This window comes from Rugamonas sp. FW305-51 (assembly GCF_058786935.1).
The window spans coordinates 62,026-79,094 of the sequence record NZ_JBYSZG010000027.1 but is presented as its reverse complement, the minus strand read 5'-3'; the positions used below and the strand labels follow the sequence as shown (position 1 = coordinate 79,094).

General features: G+C 65.2%; 15 protein-coding genes. 2 read left to right on the top strand and 13 right to left on the bottom strand.

The window, feature by feature from the left end:
* Nucleotides 1-60: 60 nt before the first annotated feature.
* A complete protein-coding gene (locus tag AC3WOS_RS18420) occupies nt 61-2,295 on the bottom strand; it encodes a YgiQ family radical SAM protein (RefSeq protein ID WP_492717473.1) in 2,235 nt (744 codons plus the stop codon).
* A gap of 309 nt (nt 2,296-2,604) precedes the next feature.
* Between AC3WOS_RS18420 and AC3WOS_RS18415 the strand changes: the two genes are divergently transcribed.
* Nucleotides 2,605-3,117, top strand: coding sequence for a DUF1269 domain-containing protein (locus tag AC3WOS_RS18415; protein ID WP_492717472.1), 513 nt, complete (start codon nt 2,605-2,607; stop codon nt 3,115-3,117).
* 101 nt (nt 3,118-3,218) lie between these two features.
* Here AC3WOS_RS18415 and AC3WOS_RS18410 read toward each other — a convergent pair whose 3' ends face one another.
* The 3 genes from AC3WOS_RS18410 to AC3WOS_RS18400 all read right to left on the bottom strand — a co-directional run bounded on the left by AC3WOS_RS18410 (nt 3,219) and on the right by AC3WOS_RS18400 (nt 6,003).
* Nucleotides 3,219-3,500, bottom strand: a complete 282-nt coding sequence (locus tag AC3WOS_RS18410; RefSeq protein WP_492717471.1) for a DUF4404 family protein — start codon at nt 3,498-3,500, stop codon at nt 3,219-3,221.
* Nucleotides 3,501-3,513: 13 nt separating this feature from the next.
* On the bottom strand, nt 3,514-3,726 hold the full coding sequence (locus AC3WOS_RS18405) for a VF530 family protein (protein WP_492717470.1): 213 nt from the start codon (nt 3,724-3,726) through the stop codon (nt 3,514-3,516).
* 126 nt (nt 3,727-3,852) lie between these two features.
* Complete coding sequence (locus AC3WOS_RS18400; RefSeq protein ID WP_492717469.1) at nt 3,853-6,003, bottom strand: M3 family metallopeptidase; 2,151 nt, start codon at nt 6,001-6,003, stop codon at nt 3,853-3,855.
* 269 nt (nt 6,004-6,272) lie between these two features.
* Between AC3WOS_RS18400 and AC3WOS_RS18395 the strand changes: the two genes are divergently transcribed.
* Complete coding sequence (locus AC3WOS_RS18395; RefSeq protein WP_492717468.1) at nt 6,273-6,641, top strand: MmcQ/YjbR family DNA-binding protein; 369 nt, start codon at nt 6,273-6,275, stop codon at nt 6,639-6,641.
* Nucleotides 6,642-6,708: 67 nt separating this feature from the next.
* On the opposite strand, the gene AC3WOS_RS18390 is transcribed toward AC3WOS_RS18395, so the two are convergent.
* The 9 genes from AC3WOS_RS18390 to AC3WOS_RS18350 all read right to left on the bottom strand — a co-directional run bounded on the left by AC3WOS_RS18390 (nt 6,709) and on the right by AC3WOS_RS18350 (nt 16,866).
* Nucleotides 6,709-7,488, bottom strand: coding sequence for an L-iditol 2-dehydrogenase (locus tag AC3WOS_RS18390; RefSeq protein WP_492717477.1), 780 nt, complete (start codon nt 7,486-7,488; stop codon nt 6,709-6,711).
* Between the two features lie 103 nt (nt 7,489-7,591).
* The gene (locus AC3WOS_RS18385; RefSeq protein WP_492717467.1) at nt 7,592-8,842 is read right to left on the bottom strand and encodes a maltoporin; all 1,251 of its coding nucleotides are present in this window, start codon (nt 8,840-8,842) and stop codon (nt 7,592-7,594) included.
* Between the two features lie 374 nt (nt 8,843-9,216).
* Nucleotides 9,217-10,167, bottom strand: coding sequence for a PfkB family carbohydrate kinase (locus tag AC3WOS_RS18380; protein ID WP_492717466.1), 951 nt, complete (start codon nt 10,165-10,167; stop codon nt 9,217-9,219).
* Between the two features lie 26 nt (nt 10,168-10,193).
* A complete protein-coding gene (locus AC3WOS_RS18375; protein WP_492717465.1) occupies nt 10,194-11,114 on the bottom strand; it encodes an AraC family transcriptional regulator in 921 nt (306 codons plus the stop codon).
* 62 nt (nt 11,115-11,176) lie between these two features.
* Nucleotides 11,177-12,697, bottom strand: a complete 1,521-nt coding sequence (locus tag AC3WOS_RS18370; RefSeq protein ID WP_492717464.1) for a mannitol dehydrogenase family protein — start codon at nt 12,695-12,697, stop codon at nt 11,177-11,179.
* Complete coding sequence (locus tag AC3WOS_RS18365) at nt 12,694-13,749, bottom strand: ABC transporter ATP-binding protein (RefSeq protein ID WP_492717463.1); 1,056 nt, start codon at nt 13,747-13,749, stop codon at nt 12,694-12,696. The genes AC3WOS_RS18370 and AC3WOS_RS18365 overlap by 4 nt, the downstream gene beginning before the upstream one ends.
* 20 nt (nt 13,750-13,769) lie before the next feature.
* Complete coding sequence (locus AC3WOS_RS18360) at nt 13,770-14,585, bottom strand: carbohydrate ABC transporter permease (RefSeq protein WP_492717462.1); 816 nt, start codon at nt 14,583-14,585, stop codon at nt 13,770-13,772.
* A 12-nt stretch (nt 14,586-14,597) separates the two neighbouring features.
* Nucleotides 14,598-15,458, bottom strand: a complete 861-nt coding sequence (locus AC3WOS_RS18355; protein ID WP_492717461.1) for a carbohydrate ABC transporter permease — start codon at nt 15,456-15,458, stop codon at nt 14,598-14,600.
* A gap of 97 nt (nt 15,459-15,555) precedes the next feature.
* On the bottom strand, nt 15,556-16,866 hold the full coding sequence (locus AC3WOS_RS18350; RefSeq protein ID WP_492717460.1) for an ABC transporter substrate-binding protein: 1,311 nt from the start codon (nt 16,864-16,866) through the stop codon (nt 15,556-15,558).
* Nucleotides 16,867-17,069 lie beyond the last annotated feature (203 nt).

Here is a 17,069-nt window from a genome sequence, read left to right as displayed (position 1 = left end):
GCCGTGGTGACAGGTGGACGCCGGCCTGGCGCGGATGCGACAGAGCGGATGCGCTGGCCGCTACTTGCGGCCGCGGGCCGGGGCAGCGGCGGCACGGGCCGGCTTGCCGCCCTTGGCCGGCGCGGCAGCGGCCGGCTTCTTGACCTTGATGGTGTCGAGGATGGATGGCCGGGCCTTGGTCTCGATGGCGGCGCGCGCCGTCAGCGAACCGGTCAGCGCATTGGCGCGCGGACCGCGGGCCGGCGCCGGCGCCGCCACCGGGGGCGCGCGGCGCGCTTCGGCCGCCAGTGCCTTGCCGCCGGCCTCGCCCGGCGACCAGGCCGGGATCAGGTGCTTGTCGCCATTGCCGATCAGGTCGGCGCGCCCCATGCCGATCAGCGCTTCGCGCAGGATGGGCCAGTTGTCCGGGTCCTGGTAGCGCAGGAAAGCCTTGTGGGTGCGGCGGATCTTGCCGCTGCGGGCCGTCTCCACCACTTCCGAATCGGCCGTCACCTTGTGCAGCGGGTTCTTGCGCGTGTGGTACATGGTGGTGGCCATGGCCATCGGGGTGGGCATGAAGGTCTGCACCTGGTCCAGCCGGAAGTTGTTCTTCTTCAGCCACAGGGCCAGGTTCAGCATGTCCTCGTCCGTCGTGCCGGGGTGGGCCGCGATGAAGTAGGGGATCAGGTACTGCTTCTTGCCAGCCTCGAGCGAGAAGCGGTCGAACATTTCCTTGAACTCGTCGTAGGCGCCGATGCCCGGCTTCATCATCTTCGACAGCGTGTTCTGTTCCGTGTGCTCGGGCGCAATCTTGAGCAGGCCGCCCACGTGGTGGGTCACCAGTTCCTTGACGTACTCGGGCGAGCGCACGGCCAGGTCGTAGCGCAGGCCGGAGCTGATCAGGATCTTTTTGATGCCGGGAATGGCGCGCGCCTTGCGGTACAGCGAGATCAGCTTGCTGTGGTCGGTGCCCAGGTTGACGCAGATGGACGGGTAGACGCAGGACAGGCGGCGGCAGGTGGTCTCGATCTCCTTGCTCTTGCAGGCCAGGCGGTACATATTGGCGGTCGGCCCGCCCAGGTCGGAGATGGTGCCCGTGAAGCCCTTGGTCTTGTCGCGGATGTGCTCGATCTCGCGCAGGATGGACGGCTCGGAACGGCTCTGGATGATGCGGCCCTCGTGCTCCGTGATCGAGCAGAAGGTGCAGCCGCCGAAGCAGCCGCGCATGATGTTGACGGAAAAACGGATCATCTCCCAGGCCGGGATGTGGGCCTTGCCGTAGCTGGGGTGGGGGGCGCGCGCGTAGTTCATGTCGTACACGCCGTCCATCTCGTCCATCTGCAGCGGCAGCGGGGGCGGGTTGAGCCACACGTCGCGTTCGCCGTGCGCCTGCACCATGGCCCGTGCGTTACCGGGATTCGATTCCAGGTGGAACACGCGCGAGGCGTGGGCATACATCACCGGGTCGGTGCTGACCGTCTCGTAGGACGGCAGCCGCACCACGGTCTTGTCGTGCTTTTCCTTGGCCATGGCCAGCCGCTCCTCGCGGCTCATGATGCGGATCGGCTTGACCACTTCCGGCGCCGTGGCGGCATTGTCGGTGGCGCAGGCCGTCTTGTCTTCCTTGGCCATGGCGTAGGGGTCGGGATGGGGATCGACCTTGCCCGGCACGTCGACCCGGGTGGAATTGTTCACGCCCCAGTCCGGGCCCGGCAGCCAGCCCGGCGGCACCATGAAGGCCGTGCCGCGCAGGTCGCGGATGGCCTTGATGTCTTCGCCGGCGGCCAGGCGGTGGGTCAGGTCGACCAGGGCCCGCTCGGCGTTGCCGAAGATCAACAGGTCGGCCTTGGAGTCGGCCAGCACGGAGCGGCGCACCTTGTCCGACCAGTAGTCGAAGTGGGCGATGCGGCGCAGCGACGCTTCGATCGAGCCGATCACGATCGGCGTGCCGGGGAACGCTTCGCGCGCGCGCTGGGCGTACACGGTGACGGCGCGGTCGGGCCGCTTGTTCGGTTCGGCGTTGGCCGTGTAGGCGTCGTCGGAGCGGATCTTGCGGTCGGCCGTGTAGCGGTTGACCATGGAGTCCATGTTGCCGGCCGTGATGCCGAAGTACAGGCGCGGCTGGCCCAGCACGCGGAAGGCGTCGGCCGACAGCCAGTCCGGCTGGCTGATGATGCCGACCCGGTAGCCCTGCGCTTCCAGCAGGCGGCCCACCAGGGCCATGCCGAAGCTGGGGTGGTCGATGTAGGCGTCGCCCGTCACCAGGATGACGTCGCACGCATCCCAGCCCAGCGCATCCATTTCGGCGCGGGACATGGGAAGGAAAGGCGCGGCCGCAGCACGCGCAGACCGCTTGGGGACGGTCGCAAATAAATGGGTAGGGGAGCTCATATCGGACGACATTGTACCGGAAATGCCATGATCCCGCGCATGCACTGCCCGTTTTTTGGGCAATTCATTTCAAAAATTCTTTTATTATTCAAACACTTGTGGCTGAGCTGGCAACCATGGCGACGCGGTAATGGCGACAAGGAAAGTCATGTCAGACACCCATTGCTTTACCGGGCATCTTTGCTATAACTGAAACGTGGCAATTTATCCCCACCAACCAACCGGGAGACCATTATGCGACGCCGCCTCTATTTCATGCTGCCCGATATCCCCCGCGCCCGCGTCATGCTCGACGAACTGTTGCTGGCGCGTATAGAGATCGGCCACATGCGCTTCATGGCCCGTGACGGCGCGCTGCCGCCCGATATGCCGGACGTGAGCGTGCTGCAAAAAACGGACGTGGTGCATGGCGCCCAGCTGGGCATCATCATCGGCGGCATCGTCGGCCTGGGCGCGGGCGTGTTCCTGACCCTGTTCCCGCTGGACGGCTACACCGTACGCACGGCCGCCATCCTGCTGGTGGCGCTGGGCGGGGCACTGTTCGGGGGCTGGGCCTCCGGCATGAACGCGGCCGCCGTGCCGAACACCCGGCTCAAGCAGTTCGCGAGCCGTATCGAACAAGGGCAGGTGCTGTTGATCGTGGACGTGCCCGTGCGGCGCGTGGATGAAATCGAAGACATGATCGCCAAGCGCCATCCCGAAATCAGCTTTGGCGGTATTGAACCGCCGATGCTGGCGTTTCCGTAACGCTGGCTGCCCGGGACTACCGGTCCCGGGTCCTCATTTGTAGCCTGCCTGGCCGGCCTGACGCGTGCGCGCAGGCCGGCTTTTCTTGTTGGTGCGCCCCGTCAGATACCCATGCTGGACAGGATGTTGCCCAGTTCGCGCAAGGCCGGCTCCAGTTGCGGATGCTTGGCGGCGAACTTGGCCGACAGTTCCTGGGTGCGCTCGGCCAGGCCGTACGTGGTGGTGCCGGCATCGGCGGCGCGCTGGGCCGGCGCCCGCTCCATCAGGGCCTTGATGTCGCCGTCGAGCTGCCGCAGCAGTTCCAGCAATTCCTCATCCACGGGGCCGGCGGCGGCCAGGCGGTGGTGCAGGGAAGTGAGCGATGCTTTCAGATTGCTGTCCATATTCGGTTCCCGGTCAATTGGTAAAAGTGGTTGCCAGGTACAGGTCTTCCACCCGCTTCCTGGCCCACGGGGTCTTGCGCAAGAATTTCAGGCTCGACTTGATGCTAGGGTCGCTGATGAAGCAGTTGATGTCAATCCGCAAGGCCAGCTGTTCCCAGCCGTAATGGGCTTGCAGGCGCGTAACAATTGCTTCCAGGGTGACACCGTCCAGGCTGGGTTTGTTCATGGTGCTATCTTACTCATATTCGGGGTTGCGGGCGGCCTTTCCTGGGGCGCGCTTGCGCCGGCACATGGAAAAAGGGCCAGCTGCGCCCGTGGCGCGGCTGGCCCTTCATTGTAACGCCCGCCGGCTTTACTGCGCGTTCAGGCCGCGGCGATCAAGCAGCGGGGCGATGATGGCGTCGCGGCCGCGGAAGTCGCGGAACAGCTGCAGCGCATCGTCGGTGCCGCCGCGCGACAGCAAGGTCTTGCGGAACCAGTCGCCGTTCTTGCGCAGCAGGCCGCCGTTTTCCTTGAACCACAGCACCGAGTCCGCGTCGAGCTTCTCGCTCCACAGGTAGGCGTAGTAGCCGGCCGAATAGCCGCCCGAGAAGCTGTGCGAGAAGTAGGTGGTGCGGTAGCGCGGCGGCACGGGCGCGAAGTCCACGCCCATGTCCTTCAGCGCCGCGGCCTCAAAGCCCAGCACGTCGGTGGGGATCTGGGCCGGGGTCAGCTGGTGCCAGCGCTGGTCCAGCAGGGCTGCCGCCAGGTATTCCGTCGTCATGAAGCCCTGGTTGAACTTCTTGGAGGCGATCACCTTGTCCAGCAATTCCTTGGGCATGGCCGCGCCCGTCTTGTAGTGGGTGGCGTAGTTGGCCAGCACTTCCGGCCACACGGCCCACATTTCGTTGACTTGCGACGGATATTCGACGAAGTCGCTCGGCACGTTGGTGCCCGAGAAACGGGGGTACTTCACGTTCGAGAACATGCCGTGCAGCGCATGGCCGAACTCGTGGAAGGCCGTCTTGACTTCATCATAGGTCAGCAGCGTAGGTTCGCCGGCGGCCGGCTTGGGGATGTTGAGGTGGTTGGCCACCACAGGGTGGGCGCCCAGCAGCTTCGATTGCGACACATAAGCGTTCATCCAGGCGCCGCCCTGCTTGTTGCTGCGGGCGTACATGTCGGCGATGAAGATGGCCAGCTGCTTGCCGTTGGCGTCGAACACGTCGAACACGCGCACGTCCGGGTTGTACACGGGCAGGTCCTTGCGCTCCTTGAACGACAGGCCGTACAGCTTGCCGGCCGCGTAGAACACGCCCTTGGTCATCACGTTGTTGAGTTCGAAGTAAGGCTTGAGCTGGTTCTCGTCGAACGAGAAGCGCTGCGCCCGCAGCTTGTCCGTGTAGTAGGCCCAGTCGGCCGCGTCCACCTGGAAGCTGGCGCCTTCCGCGTTGGCCAGCGTCTGCAGGTCGGCCGCTTCCTTGCGCGCATTGTTGACGGCCGGCTTGGCCAGCTCGCCCAGCAGCGTGTTGACGGCGGTGGTGGTCTTGGCCGTCTGGTCTTCCAGCGCGTAGGCGGCGAAGTTGGCATAGCCCAGCAAGGTGGCCTTGTCGGCGCGGGCCTTGGCGATCTTGAGCACGATGTCGCGGCTGTCGAACTCGCCGCCGTGGCTGCCGCGGGCCAGCGAGGCGGCCATCAGGCGTTCGCGCACGGCGCGGTTGCTCAGCACGGCCAGCGGCGCCTGGCCGGAAGTGTTGGTGATGGCGATCAGGAACTTGCCGTCCATGCCCTTGGCCTTGGCGGCGGCGGCGGCCGTGTCGATGGCCGCGTCCGTCATGCCGGCCAGCTCGGCGCGGGTATCGACCACCAGCGCCGAGGCGTTGGCTTCCTTCAGCACGTTCTGGGTGAAGGCCGTCTGCAGGGTGGCGATGTCGGCGTTGATGGCTTTTAGTTTTTCCTTGTCGGCGGGCGACAGCTGGGCGCCGGCACGCACGAAATCGGTGTGGTAGCGTTCCAGCAGGTGCTTCGCTTCCCCGTCCAGGTGCAGCTTGTCGCGCTGGGCGTACAGGGTGTTGACGCGGGCGAACAGCTTGGCATTCAGGAAGATGGCGTCACCATGGGCGGCCAGCTTGGGCGACATATCGCGGTCGATGGCGTCGAGCGCATCGTTGGTGTTGGCGCCCTGCAGGTTCTGGAACGTGGTCTGCACGCGGGTCAGCAACTGGCCCGAACGCTCCATGGCCACGATGGTGTTGTCGAAGGTGGCCGGCTTGGGATTGTTGGCGATGGCGTCGATTTCCTGCAGCTGCACGCGCATGCCCTCGGCGAAGGCGGGGGCGAAATGCTCGTCCTTGATCTTGTCGAAGGCCGGGTATTCGAACGGCAGCGTGCTGGGCTTGAGGAAGGGATTGCCGGCCAGCGCGGCGGCGGTGGCGGCGGCCGGTGCGGCCGGCGCGGCGTGGGCAAACTGGGTCATAGCCAGGCCAAGGCTGGCCACCAGTACAAGCATCTGAGGACGGGACATGTTTTCATCTTTCAAAGGACGCCTAGGGATGCTGACGCGGATAGCGCAGCATGGAAGCGCCAGATGATAGCAGGGAGACATGGGGCCGTCATCAGAAAGCAATGTTGCACTGCACGCAAGCATGGCGGCAGCGCAACTATCGGCATTCATTTACAATCAGACAATTACTTTTCCTGCGCCAGCCCTGCACTATGGGAGGTCGCAGCGCGACCTGCGCCGAGTGCGCGCACCATACGGTTTATACGGTTTATCACATTGAGCGCCCAAGCATGAACACCCAACAACTCAAGGCCCACTGCCAGCAGTATCCTGGCGCCGCCGCCACCCTGCACGGACCGCCCAGCAACATCCTGGTCTACAAGGTGGGGGACAAGACGTTCGCCTACTTCAAGACGAGCGAACCGGAGCAATGGCGCTTCAGCTTCCGCGTCGCGCCCGACCGCTTCCTGGAACTGACGGGCATGCCGGGCGTGAAGCCGGCCCGCTACATGGGCCGCTTTCACTGGGTCACGGTGGTCGATGTGCGCCGCTTCCCGGCCGATTACCTGGCCGAGCTGGTGGCCTGGTCCTACGACAAGGCCTTGCGTTCGCTGAGCAAGGCGCGCCAGCGGGAACTGGCGGACGCACAGGCCACCTGAGGCAGGCGGTTCGGCACCGTGTGCCGGACGCCGGTCCCACCTTGTTCGCCGGCGGGCTGCATCCAGCTTAATTCATGTAATTGCCGCCATCGACATTGAGCGTCTGGGCGGTGATGTAGCGTGCCTCGTCGCTGGCCAGGAAGATCGCCGCGCCGCCGATCTCCTCCGGCACGCCCATGCGTCCCAGCGGTACGGCCTTGCCGACGGCGACCTTCTTCTGGCCCAGCTCCAAGCCCTCGTAGCGGGCGAACAAGGCGTCCACGTTGGCCCACATCGGCGTGTCGATCACGCCAGGGGCGATCGCATTGACGCGGATGCCGTGCGGCGCCATCGCCAGCGCGGCCGACTGGGTGTAGCTGATGACGGCAGCCTTGGTGGCGCAATAGTGCGAGACCAGGGCCTCGCCGCGGCGTCCGGCCTGCGAGGCCATGTTGACCACGGCGCCGGTGCGGCCCAGCTTGACCATCTGCGCCAGCACCTTCTGCATCACGAAGAACATGCCTTTGACGTTGACGTCGAACAGCTTGTCGTACATCGCCTCATCCGACTCCAGCAGCGGCGCCATGTCGAACACGGCCGCATTGTTGAACAGCACGTCCACCGGGCCAAACTGGCTCATGGCGCGCTCCAGCAGGCTGTCGATGGCGTCGAGCCGCGTGATATCGGTCTGCACGTAGCGCAGCGTGTCCGGATGGCTGTCCATCAGCTGCTGCAAGCCCGACGAAGGAAAGGCGCCGACGTCGGCCACGGTGCAGCGGGCGCCCGCGTCAAGATAGGCCGCCGCGACGGCCAGGCCGATGCCGCCGGCAGCACCGGTCAGCAGGGCATGCCTGTCCTGCAGACGGATGTCGGCGTGGGGTTGATTCGTTTTCATGTGATGTGTTCCTTGTCAAAGTTAAAAAAACAGGCGGCGGGCCGCTCCGGCCTACCCGCCGCCGCGCGGGCCCAGGCTAGAACCAGGACTCGACCTGGAAGCCTGCCGAGGTGCCGCTGGTGTTGCTGCCGAATACAGGACCGCCGTTGTTGTTGGCGTTAAGGGCCGCCGTGGCGCCGTCATTCCACTTGCCATAGGTGACGAACAGGCGCAGTTCCGGGCGGGCCCAGAAGTCCTTGCCGGCGGAAATGGTGGGCGCCAGCGTGACCTTGGTCAGGCGTTGGGCCGGCGTCCCGTCGGAGAAGGTGACCCGGCTGGCGGCCAGCTCGAACTGCATCTTGAAGTGGCGCGAGAACGCGTATTCCGGCCGCGCACCGACCGTGGTCCAGGTGGAGCTGCCGGCCAGGTCGGACTTGTCGCGCTGCACCAGGGCCACCATCTCCATGCCAAAATTCTCGGTCGGCTGGATGAACAGGTCGTCGAACACGCGCGTGCGCGTCACGTCCGAACCGAGCGCCGTGCTGCCGGCGGCGCCCATCCTGTCGTTGCCCACGCCGATGCCCGTGCCGGGGCCCACGCCGTACTGCACGCCGAAGGTGCTGCTGCCGCCCGTCACTTGCTGGCGGTGCAGCACGGTCGCTTGCCAGCCGCTGTGCTTGCCCTGGCCCGTGGCGCTGATCAGCGAAACGGCCACGTCCAGCGCGCCGCCCGCGTTGACCGGCAGGCCCTCGTACACCAGGTTCTGCCGCACCGCCGCCGTGTTCTTGATCAGCGCGCCGGTCAGCGGGTCGACGCTGTTGGCGTCGTTGTCCTTGAACAGTGCGTAGCTGAGCTTGCCCGGACCGACCTTGGCGGCATCGACGCCGGCGCCCGTGCCGTTCAGGTTGATGTACTGCAGGTCCAGCATGTGGATGTCGGGACGGTAGTAGAAGCGCTTGCCCATCCAGGCCACACCGCCTTGCAGGAAGTCCAGGCCCTTCGCCTCGACATAGGCCTTGACGATGCCCAGCTTGGCGTTGGCGAAGTCGGAGCCCGGGCTGTACTCGTTGGCCCACAGGGTGCCGACGAAGCTGACGCCGTCGCTGTCCTTGAACAGTTCCTTGGTGTAGCCGCCTTCAAAGTAGGCGTCGCACTCATTGCCGAGGCGATATTTCATCGTATTGCCGCCCAGGCCGTAGCAGCTCTGCGGACCGCCGCCCGAACTGGAACCGGCGCCCACCCGGAAGTAGCCGTGGAAACCTTCCTCGTCGTGGCCGGCATCGGCGCTGGCGGCGCCGCACATCAGCGCCAGCGCGGCCGGCAACAGCTTCAACATCGTCTTGTTCATGTCATCTCCTCTTTTAAATTTATAAAGTCGTTCCGGTGTTGGCCACCACCCCGTTGCAGCGAATCCGGCGCCGTTGGGGCGACGCGCAAAAATTCAGGACGAACCCCTCCCCTGGCACAGTGAAGGCCATCAGGAACCGGCCGCAGCCGGACAGAGACGCGCGCACGCGCTACGTGTGGAGTTGAAGGTTGAAGGCGTTAAGCCCACCTGGCTCAGGCCGCCATGCCGTCGTTTGCGGCATGACGTCAATGTAGCATTGCATTCCGATAGACATTGGTACTGCGCCACCTACTACCGATACGAATTTGCAGGGAATCAGGCGCTGGGTACGTCGCAGGGCGCGATTTCGTATCGGCGGCATCGCGTTCCAGCCATCAGCGGCCAGCGCGCCGGAAGGCCAGCACTTCCTCCCAGCTGGCCGGATCGCAGCCGGCACGCATGACGTTCAGGCTGGCCGAGGCAACGGCGTGGTCCAGCGCCTCGCGCAGGACTTCGGCATCCATGTCACCCAGCAGTTCGGGCGCGGCCAGACGCCCGGCCCGCAACAGATAGGCCAGCAGGCCGGCATGGAAGCAGTCGCCGGCGCCGACCGTGTCGACCACGGTCAATGCCGGCACCGGCGCGCTGGCGCTGGCGCCACGGGTGTACAGGCTGGCGCCATGGGGACCGCGCGTGAGGGCGATCAGCTCGAGCATGGGCGCCATGGCGAACAGCGCGGCGGCCTGTTCGGGCGGTGCCAGCGCACCCCAGCCGAGGATGTCCAGGTCCTCGTCGCTGACCTTGAGGATATGGGCGCAGGCGATCGCACTGCGCACGCCCGCCACATAGGCATCGACGTCGGACACCGCCATGGGCCGCAGGTTGGCGTCGACCGATACCAGGCTGGCGCCGCCACTGGCCGCGCGCAGCACGGTCAGCATCTTTTGCAGGTCGGCCGGAACCAGCGCCAGGCCGCCCGTGTGGAGCAGCGTCAGCCGCGGCGGCAGGCTGGCCACCAGCTGCGCCGCGTCGATGTCGCGGTCGGCCACCTCGGCCCGGTGAAACGCGTACGTGGGCACGCCGCCCGCATCGAGACTGATCAGGGCCAGCGACGTCGGCAGCGCGCTGCGCGCGGCGGCCCCCAGCAACACGCCATCCTGCTCCAGGCGCCGGGCAAAGCGTGCGCCGAACTGGTCCTGCGACAAGGGGTTCAGGTAGCTGACCGGGACACCCTGGCGGGCCAGGCCCAGTGAAAAGTTAAATATGCAACCGCCCAGAAAGGGCTGAAAGCGGCCATCGGCCTGCTCGATGAAATCGACCAGGGCCTCTCCTAATGTGGCTATCATTGAATCCTCGTGGTTTGGTAATGGGGCTAGCCGCCGCCGCCGAAGCGGCCCTCGGCCTTGCGGCGGAATTCCCGCGGCGTGATGCCTTTCAATTGCAGGAAGCGCCGGTTGAAATTGGCGACGTTGTTGAAGCCGACTTCGTAACAGACATTGGTCACATACTGGTCCGTGTTCATCAACAGCTGGCAAGCCTTGTTGATACGGACCTGGTTGACGAAGTCGGAAAAGCTGTTGCCCGTGGCGCTGCGGAAGAAGCGCGAGAATTTGCTGAGCGACATGCCCAGCATGCTGGCCATCTGCTCGGCGGAGATCACTTCGCGATAGTGCTCGGTGATATGGCCGAGCACCAGGTTGATCTGGGCCAGCGTCGCGTCGTCGTCGAACGACTGCATCTTGACGCTCGACAGCAGCCGGTAATCGGTGACGTGCGCCAGCACGCCCAGAAACCGGATGAACTCGGCCAGCCGCGCCGCCCCCGTGCTGGCACGGATACGCGACAAGGCCGCCTGCGCTTCCTCGCCCATGCCGAAAAATTCGATGCCGAACATGGAACGCTCCAGCATCGGCATCACTTCACGCAGCTCGGGGATCACGGCGGCGGCCGCCTCGATCGGCGCGTGGCCGAACTGCACCAGCATGTCGCGCAGCGCCACGCCTTCGGGCGGATAGTCGCAGGACACCCAGTTGTGGGGCAGGCGCGGCCCCGTCAGCACCAGGTGGCCGGGCGAAAACTCGCCGATGTAGTCGCCCACGAACAGCTTGCCGCTGGTCTCGACGATCAGGTGCAATTCGTACGCTTCATGGCAATGCCAACGCATCAGGTCGCTCGGCAGGCCGTGCTCCAGATAGTGCACCAGCCCGCTGAAGTTCAGCTGCTCCATCTCGGGGGCGCGGCGGCCGGTGCGCATCTCCTTCAGGCCCGGCAGGCTTGGACGATGTGTTGCCATGATGTCCTCTCGTGATCGCGTTGTCGTACACCCGGTCGCACTGCGGCCGGGCCTGCCAGCTATCATAGACCAGTGACTGCCGTGCCCGCCGGTGCGGCCAGCGTCGCGTGCAAGGCCGCTGCCACGCCCTGGCCATACAGGCGCCGCAGCGCGCGGCCCACGGCATCGGCGAACGCGGGCGTGTGCGACAGCGGACCGAACAGGCGTTCCAGCGACAGCAGGGCGCCGGCCTCGGGCCCGCCGCGCAATGCGTGCTCGCGCAAGGTCGCCGCCAGCGGATCGGTCAAGGGCAGCGTGCCGCCCTGTTCGTCGTGGCCGGCCAGGAAACGGAACCAGCACGCCACGGCAAAGCTGAGCAACTCGATGGAACCGCCGCTTTCCAGCTGGGCCTGGACCGACGGCAGCACGAACTTGGGCATGCGCGCCGAACCGTCGGTGCCGATGCGTTCGAGCTGGTCGCGGATGGACGGATTGGCCAGGCGCACCAGCACGCTGGCCAGGTAGGCGCGGGGGTCCACGCCATCTATCGCCGGCAGCAGGGGCAGCACTTCGCGTTCCATGGTGGCCGTCACCAGCAGGCGCACCTGCGGGTCCTGGATCGCCTCGTGGGCATAGGTATAGCCCAGCAGCATGCCCAGGTAGCACAGCACCTGGTGGCTGGCGTTCAGCACGCGCAGCTTGAGCGTCTCGTGCCGGTGCACCTCCGTGCTCAGGCTCGCCCCGGCCTGCTCCCAAGCTGGCCGGCCCAGCGGGAACTTGTCCTCCAACACCCACTGGCGGAACGGCTCGGTCATCACCGGCCGGGCATCGTCGATGCCGTAGCGCTCGCGCACCCAGGCCCGGTGGACGTCGGTGGTGGCCGGCGTGATGCGGTCGACCATGCTGTTGGGGAAGGCGCCTTCGCGCGCCAGCCAGGCGGCCAGCTCGGCGTTGTACAGGCCGATGTAAGCCAGCAGCATGCGGCGCGTAAGGTCGCCGTTGCCCTGCAGGTTATCGCAGGACATGATGGTGAACGGTGCCAGGCCGGCCAGCCGGCGCCGCTCCAGCGCCGTGGCCAGGTAGGCGAACGAGCAGCGCGGATGCTGCGGCTGCGCCAGCGCCGCGACGATGTCGGGATGGTCGGCGTCGAACTGGCCGCTGCCCTGGTCCAGGTAATAGCCGCCCTCGGTGATGGTGAGCGACACGATCTTGCAGGCCGGGTCGGTCAGCTTGGCCAGCACGGCCTCGGGATCGTCGGGGCCGTGCAGCACGGCGGCGAGCGAACCGATCACGCGCGCCTGGGCGCCCTCGGCACTGCGCTCGACCAGTGTGTAGAGGCAGTCCTGGGCCCGCAGATCCGCGCCGATGGCGACGTCATGCGGCAACAGCGTGACGCCGACCAGCATCCAGTCGGCGCCGCCCTGGGCCGACAGCAAGTCGTCCAGGTAGGCGGCCAGGTGCGAGCGGAAGAAACCGCCGACCCCGATGTGCACGATCCAGTTGGACCGCGCGCCGCGCGCGTAGTCCGGCACCCGCACCCGTGCGGCCAGGCTGTCCAGGTACTGCTTGCGCAGCGGAAATATCGGCTTGACGGGGCTTTTCATTGCGCGCCTCCGGCGGCGAGTTGCGGACGGCTTTTGCCGGCCGCGTCGAAGTGATGCAGGTAGCGTTCGTCGAAGCGCAGCGCCGTGTTTTCCCCTGGCCGCAGCGCCACCCGGTCGGCGCAGCGCAGCACTACCTGCACGCCGTTTTCCAGGCTGGCGTAGACCAGCGTTTCGGCCCCCAGCGCTTCCACCAGGTCGACCCTGGCCGGCAGGCTGTGCTCCTGCCCCTCGGCCAGCATCACGTGCTCGGGACGCACGCCGACGAAGCCGTCGCCATCGTGGACCACGCCCGGATAGCGCGCCAGGCCGGGCAGGCCCGAGGTCGGCACCACGTTCATGCTCGGGGTGCCGATGAACTGGGCCACGAAACGGTTGGCCGGGCGGTCGTACAGTTCCAGCGGCGTGCCGACCTGTTCGATGCGTCCGTCGCGCAGCACCACCACCCGGTCGGCCAGCGTCATGGCCTCGACCTGGTCGTGGGTGACGTAGATCGACGTCGCGCCCAGGTCGCGGTGCAGCTTGGCGATCTCGATGCGGGTCTGGACCCGCAAGGCCGCGTCCAGGTTCGACAGCGGTTCGTCGAACAGGAACACCTTGGGATCGCGCACGATGGCGCGGCCGATCGCCACCCGTTGCCGCTGGCCGCCGGACAAGGCCTTCGGCGTGCGGTCGAGGTAGCGCCCCAGGTCGAGGATGCCGGCCGCCTTGTCGACTTTTTCGCAAATGACGGCCTGGTCCACGCCGGCCAGCTTGAGCGCGAACGACATGTTTTCGAACACCGTCATGTGAGGGTAGAGCGCGTAGGACTGGAACACCATGGCCAGGTCGCGCTTGGACGAGGGCAGCGCCGTGATGTCGCGCCCGTCCAGGCTCAGCGTGCCGCGGTCGATCGGCTCCAGCCCCGCGATCAGGCGCAGCAAGGTCGACTTGCCGCAGCCTGACGGGCCGACGAAGACGATGAACTCGCCCTGCTTGATTTCCAGGTCGATGCCTTTGATGGCGTGGTGGTCGCCGAAGTATTTTTCGATGCCGCGTAAATTGAGGTAAGCCATGTCTGTCTCCTGATGATTGTTTATTTGACCGCGCCGAAGGTCATGCCCTGCACCAGCTGCTTCTGGCAGAACCAGCCCAGCGCCATAATGGGTGCGATCGCCATCAGCGAAGCGGCCGACAGCTTGGACCAGAACAAGCCCTCGGGGCTGGAATACGATGCGATCAGCCAGGCCAGCGTGCCGGCGTTGGAGGCGCCCAGGCTGAGCGACCAGAACGATTCGTTCCAGGCCCACACCAGGCACACCAGGGCGGTCGAGGCGATGCTGCCCAGCGACAGCGGCAACACCACGTAGCGGAACTCCGCGCCCAGGTTGGCGCCGTCCATGCGCGCCGCTTCCAGGATTTCGCGCGGCAGCTCCTTCATGCTGGTGTAGAGCAGCCACACCATGATGGGCAGGTTCATCAGCATGAACATGATCACCAGGCCGGTACGGGTATCGAGCAGCCCCATGTACTGAAAGCAGATGTAGATCGGCATCAGCGCGCCCACGCCGGGCATGAAGCGCGAGCTGAGCATGAACTTGAGCGTGCCCACCGTGCCCCGGCTGGGGTGGAACGCCATGGAATAGGCGGCCGGCACGGCGATGAGCAGGCCCAGCGCCGTCGACACCACGCTGGTCACCAGCGAATTGCCGGCGTAGGCGAAATAGTTGTCGCGCGCCAGCACTTCCTGGAAGCTTTGCAGGGTGGGCACAAAGAACAGCAAGGGCGGCGTGGCGATGGCCTGGCCTTCCGTCTTGAAGGCCATCAGGCCCAGCCAGAAGATGGGGAAGAACAGCAGGCCGGCGATCAGCCAGGCGGCGGTGGCGCGCGCAAGGGGGGCGAATTTGTACATGGCGTTTCCTTTCTATTTCGCCAGGTTCTTGCCGATGACGCGCATCAGGAAGAAGGCGGCGATATTGGCCAGCAGCACGGCGAACAGGGCACCGGCCGAAGCCGCGCCGACGTCATAGGAGACCAGCGCCTGCTGATAGATCATGAAGGTGATCGTGGTGGTGTCGAAGCCGGGGCCGCCACCGGTGGTGGTGAAGATTTCGGCAAAGATCGACAACAGGAAGATCATCTCGATCATGATGACCACGGCCATCGAGCGGCCCAGGTGGGGAATGTAGAGGTAGCGCAACTGCTGGCCATAGTTGGCGCCGTCCATGCGCGCCGCTTCCAGCTGTTCCTTGTCCATCGATTGCAGCGCGGTCATGAAAATCAGGCAGGCGAACGGCAGCCATTGCCACGACACCATCATGATGATGGACAGCAGCGGATAGCTGGCCAGCCAGTCCACCGGCGTCAGTCCGAAGAACTTGCTGACCTGGGCGAACAGGCCGTAGATCGGGTTGAGCATCATGTTCTTCCACATCAGCGCATTGACCGCGGGCATGACGAGGAAGGGCGAGATCAACAGCACGCGCACCAGCGCGCGGCCGGGGAAGGCGTCGTTGATGAGCAGCGCCAGCGCGGCGCCGAACACGACGGTGACGGCCATCACGGAAAACAGCAGGACGAAGGTGTTCTTCAACGCCGGCAGGAAGGCGTTGTCGGTGAAAAAGTAGATGAAATTGCTGAGGCCATGGAAATCATAGTCGCCGTGCGTCAGCAGGCTGTAGCGCACCAGCGAATAAAAGATCGTGATCAGCAGGGGGACCACGGAAATAATGCTAAGACATGCTACGGCTGGCGCCAGCAATGCCCGGGACAGGATACGGTTCATGGGGTTCTCTTCAAGTAAAGCTGACGCGCACCGGGAGCCGGCGCGCGTCATGTCGTCACAGCGCGTGACAGAAGGATGATGCCGGCGACACGCAGCCTTACTTGTAGTAGTTACCCTTGCGCATTTCGCGCTCGGCCGCCTGCTGCGACAGGTTCAATGCCTCGTCCACCGTGACCTTGCCCAGCAAGGCGGCCGTCATCTGCTGGCCCACTGCCACGCCGATGGCGGGGAATTCGGGAATGGCGACGAACTGCACCCCCGTGTATGGCGAAGGCGGCAAGGTGCTCTGGTTCGGGCGCGCCGAGCTGATGGCAGTACCTTCCGCATTGGCGAACTTGGCCGCCTTCTGGAACTCGGGGTTGGCATAGGTCGACTTGCGGGTGCCCGTGGGCACATTGCCCCAACCGGCCTCGCGCGCCACCAGCTTGATGTAGTCCTTGGAGGTCGCCCAGTTGATGAACTTCTGCGCCGCAACCTGTTTCTTCGAGCTCTTGGGGATGGCCAGCGACCAGGCCCACAGCCAGTTGGCGCCCCGTTCCGTGACGGCCGTTGGCGACTGGGCGAAGGCCACCTTGTCGGCAACCTTGCTCTGTTTGGGGTCGGAAACGAAGGACGCGGCGACGGTGGCGTCGATCCAGATACCGCACTTGCCTTCATTGAACAGCGACAGGATCTCGTTGAAACTGTTGGAAGCCGAGCCCGGCGGACCGTAGTTCTTCAGCAGGTCGACATACATGCCGACGGCGTTCTTCCATGGCGCGCTGGTCAGTTGCGGCTGCCATTTCATGTCGAACCACTGGCCGCCATACGAATTGACCATGGTGCTCAGCAGCGCCATATTGTCGCCCCAGCCCGGCTTGCCGCGCAGGCAGATGCCATAGACGCCGTTGGCCGGATCGTTGATCTTGGCCGCCACTTCGCGGATGTGGTCCCAGCTGGGCCGGTCGCCGAGGGTCATGCCCGCCTTCTTCACCAGGTCGGCGCGGTACATGATCATTGAGCTTTCGCCGTAGAACGGTGCGGCGTACAGCTTGTTGCCCACCGACAGGCCGGCGCGGATCGATGGCAGGATGTCATCGACGTCGTAGCCGGCATCGGGCTTGAGTTCGACCAGCCAGTCCTTCTTGCCCCAGATCGGCGCTTCGTACATACCGATGGTCATCACATCGAAATGGCCGCCATTGGTGGCGATGTCGGTGGTCAGGCGCTGGCGCAGCACGCCTTCCTCCAGCGTGACCCATTTCAGCTTGATGTCGGGATTGTCGCGTTCGAAGAATTTGGTCAGCTTTTCCATCTCCACCATGTGGCCATTGTTGACGGTGGCGACGACCAGTTCGGTGGCGGCAAACAGTGGCGCGCTGGCGCCCAGGACGCCCAGGCAAAGCAGACCCTTGATCATGCGTTTCATCTTTATCTCCAGTTGATTTTGTCGTTGATGCCGAACTTCAGCATGGGGACACGATAGCACTGAAGAATGTCACGAATTGATACTTGCACACCCAGTTTCGGTACTAATTTGCGCAAGTTTCGTTCTGCCTGTCCGATTGTGCGCAACAGCGCATTGGTCCAGGGGAAAGGATGAGGGGCGTACAGCCGGCCGGACGCCGCCGC